12 protein-coding genes and 1 pseudogene are annotated in these 16,184 nt (G+C 63.7%); 8 read left to right on the forward strand and 5 right to left on the reverse strand.

Annotated features, from left to right (window positions below; translation table 11 throughout):
• The first annotated feature begins 1 nt into the window (after position 1).
• Genes FRZ40_RS09255 through FRZ40_RS09265 form a run of 3 tightly spaced genes read left to right on the forward strand, consistent with a single transcriptional unit; the run spans position 2 to position 2,992 of the window.
• Entirely contained in the window at positions 2-574 is a 573-nt protein-coding gene (locus tag FRZ40_RS09255) for a cupredoxin domain-containing protein (protein WP_028364993.1), read from the forward strand.
• Entirely contained in the window at positions 561-2,183 is a 1,623-nt protein-coding gene (locus tag FRZ40_RS09260) for a b(o/a)3-type cytochrome-c oxidase subunit 1 (protein ID WP_147233937.1), read from the forward strand. Before FRZ40_RS09255 ends, FRZ40_RS09260 begins: the two co-directional genes overlap by 14 nt.
• Positions 2,183-2,992 (forward strand): c-type cytochrome, encoded by an 810-nt coding sequence (locus tag FRZ40_RS09265; RefSeq protein WP_147233938.1) that lies wholly within the window; start codon positions 2,183-2,185, stop codon positions 2,990-2,992. Before FRZ40_RS09260 ends, FRZ40_RS09265 begins: the two co-directional genes overlap by 1 nt.
• Positions 2,993-3,076: 84 nt before the next feature.
• Here the strand turns inward: FRZ40_RS09265 and FRZ40_RS09270 are convergent, their stop codons facing one another.
• Positions 3,077-4,726 (reverse strand): methyl-accepting chemotaxis protein, encoded by a 1,650-nt coding sequence (locus tag FRZ40_RS09270; protein ID WP_147233939.1) that lies wholly within the window; start codon positions 4,724-4,726, stop codon positions 3,077-3,079.
• A gap of 343 nt (positions 4,727-5,069) precedes the next feature.
• On the opposite strand from FRZ40_RS09270, the gene FRZ40_RS09275 reads away from it, so the two are divergent.
• A complete protein-coding gene (locus tag FRZ40_RS09275; RefSeq protein ID WP_147233940.1) occupies positions 5,070-5,873 on the forward strand; it encodes a bestrophin-like domain in 804 nt (267 codons plus the stop codon).
• A gap of 16 nt (positions 5,874-5,889) precedes the next feature.
• Here the strand turns inward: FRZ40_RS09275 and FRZ40_RS09280 are convergent, their stop codons facing one another.
• Positions 5,890-6,795, reverse strand: coding sequence for a LysR family transcriptional regulator (locus tag FRZ40_RS09280; protein ID WP_028364998.1), 906 nt, complete (start codon positions 6,793-6,795; stop codon positions 5,890-5,892).
• Positions 6,796-6,931: 136 nt separating this feature from the next.
• Between FRZ40_RS09280 and FRZ40_RS09285 the strand changes: the two genes are divergently transcribed.
• On the forward strand, positions 6,932-7,675 hold the full coding sequence (locus tag FRZ40_RS09285) for an SDR family oxidoreductase (RefSeq protein WP_028364999.1): 744 nt from the start codon (positions 6,932-6,934) through the stop codon (positions 7,673-7,675).
• Between the two features lie 132 nt (positions 7,676-7,807).
• Here the strand turns inward: FRZ40_RS09285 and FRZ40_RS09290 are convergent, their stop codons facing one another.
• Entirely contained in the window at positions 7,808-8,341 is a 534-nt protein-coding gene (locus FRZ40_RS09290) for a single-stranded DNA-binding protein (protein ID WP_028365000.1), read from the reverse strand.
• 127 nt (positions 8,342-8,468) lie between these two features.
• A complete protein-coding gene (locus FRZ40_RS09295) occupies positions 8,469-9,626 on the reverse strand; it encodes an MFS transporter (protein ID WP_028365001.1) in 1,158 nt (385 codons plus the stop codon).
• 311 nt (positions 9,627-9,937) lie between these two features.
• Here FRZ40_RS09295 and uvrA point away from each other — a divergent pair, with 311 nt between their 5' ends.
• Both uvrA and FRZ40_RS09305 read left to right on the forward strand, forming a co-directional pair.
• A complete protein-coding gene (gene uvrA / locus FRZ40_RS09300) occupies positions 9,938-13,036 on the forward strand; it encodes an excinuclease ABC subunit UvrA (RefSeq protein ID WP_028365002.1) in 3,099 nt (1,032 codons plus the stop codon).
• A 21-nt stretch (positions 13,037-13,057) separates the two neighbouring features.
• Positions 13,058-14,143 (forward strand): AI-2E family transporter, encoded by a 1,086-nt coding sequence (locus FRZ40_RS09305; protein WP_147233942.1) that lies wholly within the window; start codon positions 13,058-13,060, stop codon positions 14,141-14,143.
• A 79-nt stretch (positions 14,144-14,222) separates the two neighbouring features.
• Here FRZ40_RS09305 and FRZ40_RS09310 read toward each other — a convergent pair.
• Positions 14,223-14,654 (reverse strand): annotated as a pseudogene (locus tag FRZ40_RS09310) (TonB-dependent receptor domain-containing protein); the annotation flags it as partial.
• Positions 14,655-14,940: 286 nt separating this feature from the next.
• On the opposite strand from FRZ40_RS09310, the gene FRZ40_RS09315 reads away from it, so the two are divergent.
• Positions 14,941-16,179 carry a PepSY-associated TM helix domain-containing protein gene (locus FRZ40_RS09315; RefSeq protein WP_147233943.1) on the forward strand — a complete coding sequence of 413 codons (1,239 nt, stop codon included), beginning with the start codon at positions 14,941-14,943 and terminating at the stop codon, positions 16,177-16,179.
• The last annotated feature ends 5 nt before the right edge of the window (positions 16,180-16,184 follow it).

Below are 16,184 nucleotides of genomic sequence, written 5' to 3' on the forward strand. Positions count from 1 at the left end.
CATGTCGACCCAACCTTCCCATTCCCCGGATAGCGGCCATGCCGTCGCCGAGCGCTCGGAAAAGCGCTGGGCGTATTTCGTCATCGCGATCGTCGTCTTCATGCTCGTGGTCGTCGTGTACTCGGGCCTGCACTGGGCGATGATGCCGCCGTCGCGCGTCGAAACGATCGATCCGTCGCGGCTGCAGATGTCGGGCGAATTTGTCGAAAGCAATCTCGGCAGCGCCGTCGAGCCGGACGGCTCCGTGGTCGTGCGCTTCATCGCGCAGCAGTATTCGTTCACGCCACAGTGTCTGCTGGTGCCCGCCGACACCGATATCACGTTCCGCACGACGAGCGCCGATGTCGTGCACGGCCTGCTCGTCACGGATACGAACATCAACACGATGGTCGTACCGGGCTATGTCGCGACGTTCTCCTCCTCCTTCCCGCAACCCGCCGACCATCTGATGCCCTGCCACGAGTTCTGCGGCTTCGGCCATCAGACGATGTGGGCGCACGTGAAGGTCATCGACAAAGCTGCCTTCTTCGAACAGGCCAAACAAAACCGGAGGCTCAGCTGTGTTTCACGCTAAGCGACTCGTTCTCGCGCACTTCTGGCTCGCGTTCATCGCGTTCGGCATTGCGCTGCTGCTGGGCGCATGGCAGATGCTCGTGCGCAGTCCGCTGCATCCGTGGATCGGCCAGCCTGAGCTGTACTACCGCTCGGTGACGGCACACGGCACGGTGATGGCCTATGTGCTGCCCACGCTGGTGGCGATGGCCTTCGGTTACGCAATCGTCGAGCTCGCGCTGCAGCAGGCGCTGGTCGGCCTGAAATGGGCATGGGCCGCGTTCATCCTGCTCGTGGTCGGCGCGGTGATGGCGATGGTGCCCGTCGCGGCCGGTCAGGCATCCGTGCTCTTCACCTTCTATCCGCCCATGATCGGCAGTCCGTTCTACTACCTCGGCGTCGTGCTCGTCGTGGTCGGCTCGTGGATCTGGGTCGCGCTGATGGGCATCAACCTGCGCATCTGGAAGCGCGCGAATCCCGGCAAGCCGGTGCCGCTCGCGATGTATGCAAACGTGGCGGGCGCGTATCTGTGGGCGTGGACGGCCGTCGGCGCGGCGCTCGAAATCCTGTTCCAGATCCTGCCTGTCGCGCTCGGCCTGAAGTCGACCATCGACGCCGGCCTCGCGCGCGTGCTGTTTTCGTGGACGCTGCACGCGATCGTCTATTTCTGGCTGGTGCCGTCGTATATCGCGTATTACACGCTGGTGCCGCGCGCGATCGGCGGCAGGCTGTACAGCGATTCGATGGCGCGCGTGTCGTTCATCCTGTTCCTCGTGTTCGCGATGCCGATCGGCATCCACCATCTGTTCGCCGATCCGCAGGTCGGCGCGGGCTTCAAGTTCGTGCACGCAGTGTTCACGGGCATGGTGTCGGTGCCGACGCTGCTCACCGTGTTCACGATCTGCGCGTCGGTGGAAATCGCCGGACGGCTGCGCGGCGGCAAGGGCGCGTTCGGCTGGCTGAAGGCGCTGCCGTGGGACAACCCGATGATGCTCGTGATCGCGTTCTCGTTCATCATGCTCGGCTTCGGCGGCGCGGGCGGGCTCATCAACATGAGCTATCAGCTAAACGAAACGATCCACAACACGCAGTGGGTCACGGGGCACTTCCATCTGATCTTCGGCGGCGCGATCGTCATCATGTACTTTGCGATCGCGTATGAACTGTGGCCGCAGCTGACGGGCCGCGCGATCTGGTCCGTCCGTCTGGTGCGCTGGCAGCTGTGGCTGTGGTTCATCGGCATGATGGTCGTCACGCTGCCGTGGCACTACGTCGGCCTGCTCGGCGCGCCGCGCCGCATGGCCTATTACGACTACAGCAATCCCGCGATCGCGCCGCAGGCCATCTGGGTCGCAGTGTCCGCATTCGGCGGACTGATCCTCGTGATTTCCGGCCTGCTGTTCCTGTACATCCTCGCGAAGTCGCAGTTCGGCACGCTCGAGCAGCCGAAGGAGTTCCGCTTCAGCGCGACCGTGCATCCCGTCGAGCGTGTGCCTGCTGCGCTGAACAGCTTCGGCCTGTGGGTCGCGCTGATGATCGGACTGACGGTGGTCAACTACAGCGTGCCCATCGCGCAGCTGCTCGGCTTGCAGCAGACGTCGGTGCCGGCCGTGTCGGTGGGAGCGCGGTGATGAACGAAGAACGCGTCTTCAGCTTCAGCAACCGATGGTTCACGTCGAGCGTGCTCGGCACGATCGCCATTGCCGTTGTGTCGATTCTGATTGGCTTCGTCTGGCTGCCGTCGAAGCATGCCGACTTCACGCAGCGCGGACTGTGGGCAACGATCTGCAGCGCGGCGGGCGCGCCGTCGAGCTGGTACACGCAAAGCGAGAACATCGCCGGCCCCGCGCCGAGCAACGTGCTCGTGCTGCCGCCCGCGCCGCCGTGGGGCCGCGAGCGGCCAGGCGCCGAGTCGATCGGGCGCGGCGCGACGCTCGCGCAGAACTGCTCGATGTGCCACGGCGTGGTAAGCCTGATCCAGGTCACGGCGCCCGTGCTCGCCGGACAGTATGCCGACGTCGTCTACAAGCAGTTGCGCGACTACCAGAGCGGCCAGCGCGTGAACTCGATCATGCCGCCCATCATCGCGCGTCTGAACGATCGCGACCTGCACGATCTGGCCAACTACTATTCGACGCTGCCGCGTCCCGCCGCCGTCGAGCAGCGCACGGCCGAGGACGTGAGCATCCGCAAGCTCGTCAGTGAAGGCTCGCCGATGCGCAACATCGCACCCTGCGCGGCCTGTCACGGCGACCTCGACCGCAAGGGCGCCGCGCCGTGGCTGGGCGGCCAGTCGTCGGTGTATATGGCGGCGCAGCTGCGCGCGTTTGCGAACGGCGACCGGCGTAACGACATCAACGAGCAGATGCGCAACGTCGCGCGCCACATGACGCCGGAGGAAATCGACGGCGTCGCGAAGTATTACGCGCAGCGGCCTTAAACGCGTCACGCCAGAAGAAGAACGGCGGTGCAGGCTTGAATGCCTGCACCGCCGTTTTGTTTTGCACAGCCTTTACCGATACCTTCAGACGGCTTCCGCCGTCTCCAGCGGCAGCGCCGCTTCCTTCGTCTGGACCAGGGCGCGGCGCGCGGCCACACGCGACGATACAGCCTGCGCGCTATCCGTCTTGAAGACGGAAACCGCGTCCGTCAGGCGACGCGCCTGCTCTTCGAGCGAACTCGCCGCTGCCGCCGCCTGCTCGACGAGCGCCGCGTTCTGCTGCGTCACCTCGTCCATCTGCGCGACGGCGAGATTCACCTGATCGATACCCGTGCTCTGCTCCGTCGCGGCCTCGGCGATTTCGCCCATGATCGCGCTGACGCGCGCGATGGCATCGACGATCTCCGTCATCGTCGAACCCGAGCGCTGGACGAGATCCGCGCCCGCCGTCACGCGTTCCGTCGATTCGCCGATCAGGCCTTTGATTTCCTTCGCCGCTGCCGCGCTGCGTTGCGCGAGCGAACGCACCTCGCTCGCGACCACCGCGAAGCCGCGCCCCTGCTCGCCGGCACGCGCCGCTTCGACAGCCGCGTTCAACGCAAGAATGTTGGTCTGGAACGCGATGCCTTCGATCACGCCGACGATGTCGGCAATGCGCCGCGAATCGTCGACGATCTGCTGCATCGTGCCGACCACCTGCTGCGTGAGGTCGCCGCCCTGCGCCGCGAGCGTCGATGCGCCCTGCGCGAGCGTGCTTGCCTGCTTCGCATTGTCGGCCGTCTGCTTGACCGTCGACGTGAGCTCTTCGATGCTCGCCGCCGTCTCTTCGAGCGAAGCAGCCTGCTCTTCCGTGCGCTGCGACAGGTTCGTGTTGCCCGCGGCGATTTCGCTCACGCCCGTGTCGATGGAATCCGTGCCGTGGCGCACCGTGCTGACCGTCGCGATCAGCGAGTCCTGCATCTTGCGCAGCGCCGCCGCGAGACGTCCCATTTCGTTGTCGCCGACGATGTCGATGCGGCCCGTCAGGTCGCCGTTCGCGATGCGCTGGAACTGATCGATGGTGGCGTCGACGGGATGCACGATCGCGCGCACCATCAGCACGCGTCCGATCCACGCGAAGATCAGCGTGGCCGCCATGCCGATCGCCACGCCGACGCTGATCGTATAGAACAGCTGTTGCGCATCCTGATAGCGCTGCTCGCCGTGATCGAGCTGAAGCTTCTCGAGCGTCAGCATCGCCTTTTCAAAAGCGCTATAGAGCGGCGACAGCTTGTGCGCCTGCAGCTGCTGGAATGCCGCCTTGTCGCCGGACTTGAGCGCCGCGAGCGCGGGCTCGACGCCTTCGCGCAGGAAGGTGTCGCGCTTGTCCTGCATGTCCTTGATGAGGCGTTGCTCGTCGGCGTCGTTGCTCGCCTTGCTGATGTAGTGCGAAAGCCGGTCGTTCGACACCTTCTGATACGTATCGAAACGCTTGAGCACGGCGTCGGCGCCTTCCTGATCGTTCAGTTCGATCAGCGAAGCATACGTTGCCAGTGCGAGACGCAGGCGCAGCAGCTGTCCGGCGCTGCCCTCGAGGTCGGCCACGGCGGGCGTGTCGACGGTGTACATCTGTTGCAGTGACGCATTGCTCTCACGCAGCGACAACAGCCCGGCTGCCGCGCCGATCAGCAACACGATGCCGAACAGCACGATCATCAACGTGAGGTATGCGCGAATCGAAAGACCTTTCAACATGAAGCGTGTCTCCTATGGCCGCATGCCTGGAATCTCCCGGTTCCACGGCAGGCTTGCTGCGCCCAGGCCCATCGGCAAGGTCCGCAACTCGATTAAAATTTAAGCAAACGCACCACAATTTCAGTTACGGCCGGTTCGCCCAAAACTTTATGGGCCAGACAGTGGCTTTCCTGCGAAATGTTCGCAAATTTGATCTTGCGCATAGGCGTTCACTGCTTGCGCAATCTTTCTTCTCGATATGTGGGTTTTGCGCCGTTGATTTAACAATCCGGCAGCCGGCTGGCTTGCCCGCGCCGTCGGGTTGTTGGACATTAGCGGAGCGACGGCTATTCGGACCCCGCTCATGCAAGAGACAACGTCAGCGCTCGTGGTGTTCGTCCTGCTTCTGGTGGGAACGGGTGTGGGTTTTTTCGGCAAGCCTTATTTGCCGGAAGAGCACCGCAAGCACGAGACCATGCAGCTGATCCAGCTGGTGATCACGATGCTCGTGACCTTCGCGGCGCTGGTGCTGGGCCTGCTCACGGCGTCGGCGAAAAGCAGCTTCGATACCGTCGGCAACGGCTTTCGCGCCTATGCCGCCGAGCTGATCCAGCTCGACACGGCGTTGCGCCAGTACGGTCCCGACGCAGACCGGCCGCGCGAGCTGCTGCGCACTTACACGGCCGCGGCGATCGCGAGAACGTGGCCTCGCGAAGAGCCGCCGGCGGGCCGCTATCCGCGTATGACCGCCGATCTGTATCACGACAACCTCGAAGACGCGCAACTCGGCGATATGCTGAACGCGGCGTACCTCGCCGTGCGCGAACTGGAGCCCACGAACCGCTACCAGCAGACCACCCTGGCCGAATGCATTGCGCGTTTCGAACGCGTGACCAGGGGTCGCTGGACCCTGATCGAAGAAGCGCATAGTTCGATCTCCAAGCCTTTTCTCACGACGCTCACGTTCTGGCTGATGGTGATCTTCCTGTGCTTCGGCCTCGTCGCCCCGCGCAATGCGCTGGCGCTCGTGATGATCATGCTGGGCGCGGTGTCGATCGCCTCGGCCGTCTATGTGATCGTCGATCTCGACACACCGCTGACGGGGCCGATCGTTTCGTCCAGCCAGCCGATGCGCGATGCGCTCGCGCATCTCGACCGCGCGCCCTAGTACGCTTCAAAGCACATCAGCCGATGTCCAGCCCGCCTGCGGCGTCGAAGATTTCGCGCAGCCATTGAGCGAACACCCGAACCCGCGACGACAACTGGCGGTTCTGCGGATAGAGCACGGTGACGGGCATCGGCGGAGGCGGAAAGCCGGGCAGCACGACGACGAGGCTGCCCGCCGCAAGCTCGTTCTGCACGCGGTAGCGCGGCACCTGCACGAGACCGAGCCCCGCGACGGCCGAGCCCGTGTAGAGGTCGGTGCCCGTCACGGACACGATCGCCTCCAGACCGATCTCGACGACGCGCTCGTCGACGGTGAATTCGAGCGGCAACGCATTGCCCGTCGCACTCGATATGTAGTTGATGGCGCGGTGCGTCGCGAGCGCGTCGGGGCTGTCGGGCGTGCCGAATCGCTCGAGATACGCGGGACTCGCAACGGTCACCTGTTCGAGCCGCGCAACGCGCCGCCCCACCATCGACGAATCCTGCAGATTGCCCGCGCGCAGCACGCAATCGACGCCCTCGCGCACCAGATCGACCAGCCGGTCGTCCTCGCCGATATACAGCTCGATGCCCGGATAGCGCGATAAAAACTCCGGCAACGCCGGCACGACGAAGTGCCGTGCGAGCGTGCCCTGCAGGTTCACGCGCAGCAGCCCTTTCGGCGCGGCGTCGCGAAACGAGCCTTCGGCCTCTTCCATGTCCGCGAGCAGACGCACGCAGCGGCGGTAATACGCTTCGCCGTCGTGCGTGAGGCGCACGGTGCGCGTCGTGCGCTCCAGCAGGCGCGCGCCGAGCCGCGTTTCCATCCGCTTCATCAGATTCGTGACGGTGGCGCGGGGAATCTGCAGATCGTCGGCGGCACGCGTGAAGCTCTGCCGCTCGGCGATCCGGACGAACACCTGCATTTCCTGAAAACGGTCCATGGATGGCTCGCGGCGGCGGGACTCACGCCATTGTTGAAGTGAATGGAACGATGATAACAAGTTTTGCCAGATTATCTCTTCTTCGAGATATCCGATCATCCTTCTCACCCCACTCACTAATTCAAGGAATCGGATCATGAACAACGTCAAGAATGCACAGGTCGCCATCGTCACGGGCGCTTCGCGGGGCATCGGCGCGGCGATCGCGCGACGGCTGGCCGCCGACGGATTTGCCGTCGTCGTGAACTATGCGGCCAGTTCGACGGAAGCGGACGCGCTCGTCGCCGAACTGAAGGCGGAAGGCGCGGCAGCGATCGCGGTGAAGGCGGACGTCTCGAATGCCGACGACGTGCGCCGCCTGTTCGATGCCACCGAGCAGCAGCTCGGCCGCGTCGACGTGCTGGTCAACAACGCGGGCATCCTGAAGACGGTGCCGCTTGCCGACACCAGCGACGCGCTCTTCGCGCAGGCTTTCGATATCAACGTGCGCGGCACCTTCAACACACTGCGCGAAGCGGCGACGAGGATGAACGCGGGCGGACGCATCGTCAATTTTTCGAGCACGACGCTCGCGATGAACATGCCCGGCTATGCCGTCTACAACGCGACGAAGGCCGCTGTCGAATCGTTCACGCATGTGTTCGCGAAGGAATTGCGCGGGCGCAACATCACCGTCAATGCGGTGGCGCCGGGGCCCGTCGCGACGTCGCTGTTCCTTGACGGCAAGACGGAAGAGCAGATCCAGAACTTCGCGAAGATGCCGCCGCTGCAACGGCTTGGGCAGCCGGAGGATATTGCGTCCGTGGTCGCGTTTCTCGCGGGTTCGGATGGCGCGTGGGTCAATGGGCAGATTCTGCGGGCGAATGGCGGACTGGCCTGAGGCTGGCTGGCGCTGCCTCTCAGCGCGAATCGAGCACTGCTGACGCACAAAAAAACACCCCGCTCGATGGCGGGGTGTTTTGCATTTGTTCGACGCCTGTTGCTTCGCTGCGTCTTTGAGGCCTGATAGGTCTTAGAACGGAATATCGTCGTCCATTTCGTCGAAGCCGCCGCCAGCCGGCGCGCTCGGACGGCTCTGACCGCCGCCGCCACCGCCGCCGCCCGCGACACGGCCACCACCGCCGCCGCCGGACATGCGGCCGCCGCCGCGTTCCATCGATTCGCCACGGCTATAGCCGCCGTCATCGCCACCACCGCCGCCGCCCGCACCGCCGCGGCCGCCGAGCATCTGCATCTGGTCAGCAACAATTTCCGTCGCGTAACGGTCGGTGCCGTCCTGCGCCTGGTATTTGCGCGTACGGATGCGGCCTTCGATGTACACCGACGAGCCTTTCTTCAGGTACTCCGACACGATTTCAGCGAGGCGACCGAAGAACGAAATGCGGTGCCATTCCGTCATTTCCTTGAATTCGCCCGACTGCTTGTCCTTGTAGCGATCGGTCGTGGCAAGGCGGATGTTCGCCACCGCGTCGCCGCTCGGAAGATAACGAACTTCCGGATCGGCGCCCAGATTGCCGACGAGAATGACCTTGTTCACGGATGCCATGAGTTTCTCCTGTTGATTCCGTTCCGGCGACGCGGCACTGGATGGCTTCTACGCCACGGCCGCTTCTGAGTGACCGGAAAGCGCGCCCCGTTGTTACCCGCCGCCTGTAAATTCGAGCCCTAAAACCTTATGCCTTTCGCGGCGGCTGTTTCATGCTGGCGGCGATTATAAGCCAGCATGCGACGAGCCCCGAGCACGCAAAGAAAACCGCGCTTTGTCCGTCCACTTTCAGCAGCCAGCCGCCGATCACGCCGCCCATTGCAAGCCCGATCGACTGCGTGGTGTTGTACACGCCGGCTGCCGCGCCCTTGCGGTTGCCCGGAGCAAGCTTCGACACCAGCGAAGGCTGCGATGCTTCCAGAATATTGAAGCCCAGGAAGTAGACGAACAGGATTGCGGCCACAGTCAGGATGGTATGCGGTGCGACGCCAAGCAGTAACTGTCCGATCAGGATAAGACCAATCGCACTCAGCAGCACCGCTTTCATCTTGCCGCGCTTTTCCGCGGCGATGATGGCGGGCACCATCATTACGAAGGCGAGGCCCATCACGGGCAGGTAAATCTTCCAGTGCGACGATACGGGCAGTCCGCCCGCTTCGAGAATGCGCGGCACGACCAGAAACAGCGCCGTTTGCGTGGCATGCAGCACCAGCACGCCGAAGTTCAGGCGCAGCAGTTCCGGGTTGTGCAGGACTTCGCGGAACGGCGCGCGCACGTGCACGGGCTTTGGCGCGTCGGGCACGACCCACAGCACCACGCCGATGGCCAGGATCGAGAAGATGCCGACGAGCGCGAACAGGCCGCTCATGCCGAGCCAGTGAAACACGATCGGCGCGCCGACGATCGCCACGGCGAACGACACGCCGATCGAGCCGCCCACCATCGCCATGGCCTTCGTGCGATGCTCTTCGGCCGTCAGGTCCGCGATGAACGCGATCACGGCCGACGACACGGCGCCCATCCCCTGAATCACGCGGCCCACGATGATCCACGTCATATCGTGCGCGAACGCGGCGACGAAGCTGCCGAGCGCGAAGATCAGCAGCCCCGTCGCGATCACGGGCTTGCGGCCGACCTTGTCGGAAATCCAGCCGTAGAAGATATACAGCAGCGATTGCGTCACGCCGTATGCGCCGAGCGCGATGCCGACCAGCAACACGTTGTCGCCGCCCGGGATCGTCTTCGCGTAGATCGAGAAGACGGGCATGATCATGAAGAGACCCAGCATGCGCAGCGCGAAGATCGCGGCAAGCGACACGGTCGCGCGCAGCTCAGGCGCGCTCATGCGTGAAGATGTGGCGGACGGATTGGACATCGGGAACGATTTTCGAATGAACGGGCAGCGAGTCGCGTGATGGTCGCTCGCACGATGCACGCGCGGCATCTGACGCTGGCCGAGCTTATAACGGGCGCCGGCTGTCTTGCAGAAGGCGGAAATCGCCCTTACCTACGAACCTTTCCCGCAACGCTGAACCGCAAAAAACGACGCTTTCGTCCCTGTCAGCACGCCGTTTGCGCACTGTCAGGAAGCCGTAACGGCGGTCTGGAAAAGTCGTTATAGTAGCAGGTTTAGCCTTCTCCTCTTCCCGCCGGTTCATGGAACAAATCCGTATCCGTGGGGCTCGGACCCACAACCTGAAGAACGTCAATCTCGACTTGCCGCGTCACAAGCTGGTCGTGATTACCGGCCTGTCCGGCTCGGGCAAATCGTCGCTCGCCTTCGACACGCTCTACGCGGAAGGCCAGCGCCGCTATGTGGAGAGCCTGTCTGCGTACGCCCGGCAATTTCTGCAGCTGATGGAAAAGCCGGACGTCGACCTGATCGAAGGGCTGTCGCCCGCCATCTCCATCGAGCAGAAAGCGACCTCGCACAACCCGCGCTCGACGGTCGGCACCGTCACCGAAATCCACGACTACCTGCGACTTCTTTACGCACGTGTCGGCACGCCGTACTGCCCCGACCACGAAATTCCGCTCGAGGCGCAAAGCGTCTCGCAGATGGTGGACGCCGCGCTCGCGCTGCCTGAAGACACGAAGCTGATGATCCTCGCGCCCGTCGTCGCGAATCGCAAGGGCGAGCACACCGAACTGTTCGAAGACATGCAGGCGCAAGGCTTCATCCGTTTTCGCGTGCGCTCGGGCGGCGGCACGGCCAATGAAGGCGTCGCGAAAATCTACGAAGTCGACTCGCTGCCGCAGCTGAAGAAGAACGACAAGCACACGATCGACGTCGTCGTCGACCGGCTGAAGGTGCGCGCGGACGCGAAGCAGCGTCTCGCGGAATCGTTCGAAACGGCACTGCGTCTCGCCGACGGCCGCGCGATCGCGCTCGAAATGGACACCGACAAGGAGCATCTGTTCAGCTCCAAATTCGCGTGCCCGATCTGCTCATATTCGCTGCAGGAACTGGAGCCGCGCCTTTTCTCGTTCAACAACCCGATGGGCGCGTGTCCGGAATGTGACGGCCTCGGCCAGATCACGTTCTTCGATCCGAAGCGCGTGGTCGCGCATCCGTCGCTGTCGCTCGCGGCAGGCGCCGTGAAGGGCTGGGACCGGCGCAACCAGTTCTACTTCCAGATGCTGCAAAGCCTCGCGGCGTTCTACGAATTCGACATCGACACCGCCTTCGAAGATTTGCCCGAAAAGGTGCGCAACATCCTGCTGTACGGTTCGGGCAAGCAGACGGTGCCGTTCTCGTACATCAACGAGCGCGGCCGCACTTCCGTGCGCGAGCATGTGTTCGAAGGGATCATTCCGAATCTGGAGCGGCGTTATCGCGAGACGGATTCCGTCGCGGTGCGCGAGGAGCTCGCGAAGTATCAGAACAACCAGGCGTGCCCGTCGTGCGAAGGCACGCGCCTGCGCCGCGAAGCGCGCTACGTGCGCATCGGCGCGGACGCGGACGCGCGCGGCATCTACGAAGTGAGCGGCTGGCCGCTGCGCGACACGCTCGGCTACTTCCAGACGCTGCGTCTCGAAGGCGCGAAGCGCGAAATCGCCGACAAGGTCATCAAGGAAATCGTCGCGCGTCTGATGTTTCTGAATAACGTCGGGCTCGATTACCTGTCGCTCGAACGCAGCGCCGAAACGCTGTCGGGCGGCGAGGCGCAGCGCATCCGGCTCGCGTCGCAGATCGGCTCGGGGCTGACGGGCGTGATGTACGTGCTCGACGAACCGTCCATCGGCCTGCATCAGCGCGACAACGACCGGCTCATCTCGACGCTCAAGCATCTGCGCGATCTCGGCAATTCGGTGATCGTCGTCGAGCACGACGAAGACATGATCCGCATGGCCGATTACGTCGTCGACATGGGACCAGGCGCGGGCGAGCACGGCGGCATGGTGATCGCCGAAGGCACGCCCGTCGAAGTGCAGGCCGATCCGGCGTCGATGACGGGCCAGTATCTCGCGGGCGCGCGCCGTATCGAATTCCCCGACGACCGCAAGCAGGCCGACGAGCGCCATCTGCGCATCATCGAGGCATACGGCAACAACCTGAAGCGCGTCACGCTCGATCTGCCCGTCGGTCTGCTGACCTGCGTGACGGGCGTGTCCGGTTCGGGCAAATCGACGCTGATCAACGACACGCTCTATCACGCGGTCGCGCAGCATCTGTACGGCTCGTCGGCGGAGCCGTCGCCGTTCGAGGCGATCGAAGGCCTCGAGCATTTCGACAAGGTCATCAACGTCGACCAGTCGCCCATCGGCCGTACGCCGCGCTCGAATCCCGCCACTTACACGGGCGTCTTCACGCCGATCCGCGAACTGTTCGCGGGCGTGCCCGCCGCGAAGGAACGCGGCTACGATCCGGGCCGCTTCTCGTTCAACGTGAAGGGCGGACGCTGCGAAGCGTGTCAGGGCGACGGCGTGCTGAAGGTCGAAATGCACTTCCTGCCGGACGTGTACGTGCCGTGCGATGTGTGTCACGGCAAACGGTACAACCGCGAAACGCTCGATATCCTCTATAAAGGCCAGAACATCAGCGAAGTGCTGGACATGACAGTCGAGCACGCGTACGACTTCTTCAAGGTCGTGCCCGTCGTGGCGCGCAAACTGAAGACGCTGCTCGACGTGGGTCTGGGCTATATCCGTCTCGGCCAGTCGGCGACCACGCTGTCGGGCGGCGAGGCGCAACGCGTGAAGCTGTCGCTGGAACTGAGCAAGCGCGATACGGGTCGCACACTTTATATCCTCGACGAGCCCACCACCGGCCTGCATTTCCACGACATCGCGCTGCTGCTCGAAGTGATTCATCGGTTGCGCGATCAAGGAAATACGGTGGTCATCATCGAGCATAATCTCGATGTGATAAAAACTGCCGACTGGGTGATCGATCTCGGCCCCGAAGGCGGCGCCGGCGGCGGTCAGATCATCGCGCAAGGCACGCCGGAGCAGGTCGCGAAGTCGAAGGCAAGTTTTACCGGCCGGTATCTCGCGCCGCTTTTGCAGCGCGACAAGGCGGCGGGCGCGGCCGTACATGAAGCCGAAACAGATGAGGAAGAAGCTGAAGCAACGGTCGGCGAAGCCGACACTGAAGAATCCGCAAGTCCAGCCGTAAAACCGGCAAGGCCGAAAAAGGCCGTCGCCGCCGATGCACCCAAGCCGGCTTCGAAATCGACAGCGAAGCCAGCGGCAGATACGGCCAAAGCGGCTGCCAAAACCGCGAAGGCCCGCAAGCCGAGCGTGAAAACCTGAGGTTGGAGACTATAGAAAGCCATGGCCAAGCGTAATCAGGCCCGCGAGGACGGGCAGGTGCAGGATCTGCGCCCTCGCCCGGTCAGGCTGACCAGCGACATGAGCCTGCCGAAACTGTCGGCGGTCGAAATCGGCAGCTACATCGTCGCCTTGCTTGCGATGTGGGCGGTGCTCGAACTGAAGCTGCTGGGCGCGCTGCTCGCCGGCATGCTGGTGTTCCAGCTCGTCCATACGCTCGCGCCGCGCATCGAAAAACACATGTCGAGCGGGCGGGCGCGCTGGCTCGCCGTGGTGATTCTCTCCGCGGTGATCGTCGGCGCGCTGACGGGCTTCACCGTCGCCATCATCGAGCACTTCGAGAAGGACGTGCCGAGCGTGCAGAAGCTGCTCGACCAGGCGATGTCGCTGATCGATCAGGCGCGCGGCCGTCTGCCGGAATTCATCGCGCAGAATCTGCCCGTTTCCACCGAGCAGATGAAAGAGAAAGCCGCCGTTCTGATGCAGACGCATGCGAGCACGCTCTCTCAAGGCGGCAAGAACGCCGCGCGGATCTTCACGCACATCCTGATCGGCATGATCATCGGTGCGATCATCGCGGTCGGCGCGCAAAAGCATATGCAGCGTTTGCCGCTGTCGACGGCGTTCTTCACGCGCGTCGGCCGTTTCGCCGACGCATTCCGCCGCATCGTGTTCGCGCAGGTGAAGATCTCGGCGATCAACACGGTGTTCACGGGCATCTTCCTGTTGCTGCTGTTGCCGCTCTTTCACGCGCCGCTGCCGATGGCGAAGACGCTCGTGATCCTCACGTTCATCGTCGGCCTGCTGCCTGTGATCGGCAATCTGATCTCGAACACGCTGATCGTGGCCGTCGCGCTGTCGGTGAGTTTTCCGGCTGCCGTGACAGCGCTGATCTTCCTGATCCTGATCCACAAGCTCGAGTACTTCCTGAACGCGCGCATCATCGGCGGACAGATCGAGGCGCGTGCATGGGAACTGCTGATCGCGATGCTTGTGATGGAAGCCGCGTTCGGCATCCCGGGCGTCATCGCCGCGCCGATCTTCTATGCGTACATCAAGCGCGAGCTGATCTATCTGCGGCTCGTGTGACGCACACGGCTTATCAAGCAAAAAGGGCGACCGCGAGGCCGCCCTTTTCCATTTGCGCGACAACTGCGCGACACAGCGATCAGAAATCGATGCGCGCGTTGAGTGACACCGTGCGCGGATCGCCCGGCGAGATGTAGTCCGCGTACTGGTATTCCCAGTAGCGCCTGTTCGCGATGTTGTCCAGCGCTGCACGGAACGTCACGCCATATCCGCCCATCTTCGTCGCATACGTCGCACCGACATTGAAGAGCGTGTAGCCGCCCGCCTTCAGATCGCCCGCGGGACGCACGGTCGTGTTGCCCGTGAACTTCGCGTCGGCGCCGACCTTGAGCCCGGGCACATACGGCACGGTGTACGTCACGTGACCTGCCGCGACGAAACCCGGCGCGCCCGCGACGCGGTCGCCGTCGAACGACGCGCCGCGCTCGTACTTCGTATGCAGCCACATCAGATCGCCGCCGACCGTCCAGCCTGCGCCGAGCCGCACATCCGCGCCCGCTTCGACGCCCTCATCAACGCGACGGAAGGCGTGAGCACGCCGCAACTCGCACGCGCTGGTCGCTTCGTATTCGTTCACCTGCTTTTGCCACCCGGCGCCGAATCGGAGTTGATGCTTGTCGCACACGCATAAGAGGGCTGGCACCCGGCACCCCGGATTCAATGGGTACTTACGAAACACTTGCGACATCTGCCCGCGCCCCATAAGATGCGAATCATTCTTATTCAGAGGCAGTGCGCGCCGTCATGTCCGCCATTTTTCCGCCACCCACGACCGCCGCGTCCGGCGGGAGCCGCGCATGAGACCCGTGTTCGTGCGCCTGCATCGCTGGTTCGGCATCGGGACGGCGCTGTTTCTGTTTGTCGCGGGGCTGACGGGCGCGCTGATCGCGTGGGATCACGAACTCGACGCGCTGCTCAATCCGACTTTCTTCTACGCGCGCAGCGACGCGCAGCCGCTGCCGTCGCTGGAACTCGCGCGCCGCGTCGAAGCGAACGATCCCCGTCTTCAGGTGACTTACCTGCCGCTCTCCGTCGAACCAGGGCATGCACTGCAAATGATGGTGCTGCCGCGCGTCGATCCGAAGACGCACCAGCCGTATCCGCTCGATTTCAACCAGATCGCCGTCGACCCTGCGACGGGCGCGATCCAGAGCCGCCGCGAATGGGGCGCGCTGTCCGTCGCGCGTCTCAATCTGATGCCGTTCATCTACAAGCTGCACTACACGCTTTTCCTGCCGTTCACGCGGGGGGTCGACATTGGCACATGGCTGATGGGCATCGTCGGGATCGTGTGGATTTTCGACAGCGTGATCGCGCTCGTCCTGTCGTTTCCGAGCATGAAGGCATGGAAGAAGTCGTTCGCGTTTCGCGTGCGTCGCGGCGGCTATGCGCTCACCTTCGACCTGCACCGTTCGGGCGGCGTCTGGATCTGGGGCTTGCTGCTGATGATGGCGGTGACGTCCGTGTCGATGAATCTGTCGGCGCCCGTCGTGCAGCCGATCGTCAAGTTCTTCTCGACACTCACGCCGACGCCGTTTTCCGATCCTTCCCTGCTTCCGGCTGCGAAGCCGGATGAAGCACCCGTCGCGCGCGAACAGATTCTGAAGCAGGCCGAACAGGCACGCGCCGACAAACATATCGACGCGCCGCCAGGCGCGATCTACTACGCGCCGATGTTTCACGTCTATGGCATCGGCTATTTCAACGCCGGCGACGATCACGGCGACAGCGGTCTCGGCAATGCCTGGACGTACTGGAACGCGCACAACGGTCAGCCCCTCGGTGCGCAGATTCCGGGTAAGGGCACGGCGGGCGACCTCTTCATGCAGGCGCAATTCCCGCTGCATTCGGGGCGCATCCTCGGCATCGGCGGACGTATCCTGATCAGCTGCGTCGGCGTGATGGTCGCCGTGCTGAGCGCAACGGGCCTGCTGATCTGGCTGAAGAAGATGAACGCGCGCCGTCAGGCATCGAGCGCGCGCAAGGCATCGGCGCGCGTCCTTCAGGCGCCGACGGAAAGCGCCGCTTCGCGATAACGCTT

The sequence above is a fragment of the Paraburkholderia azotifigens genome, assembly GCF_007995085.1.
GTDB lineage: Bacteria > Pseudomonadota > Gammaproteobacteria > Burkholderiales > Burkholderiaceae > Paraburkholderia > Paraburkholderia azotifigens.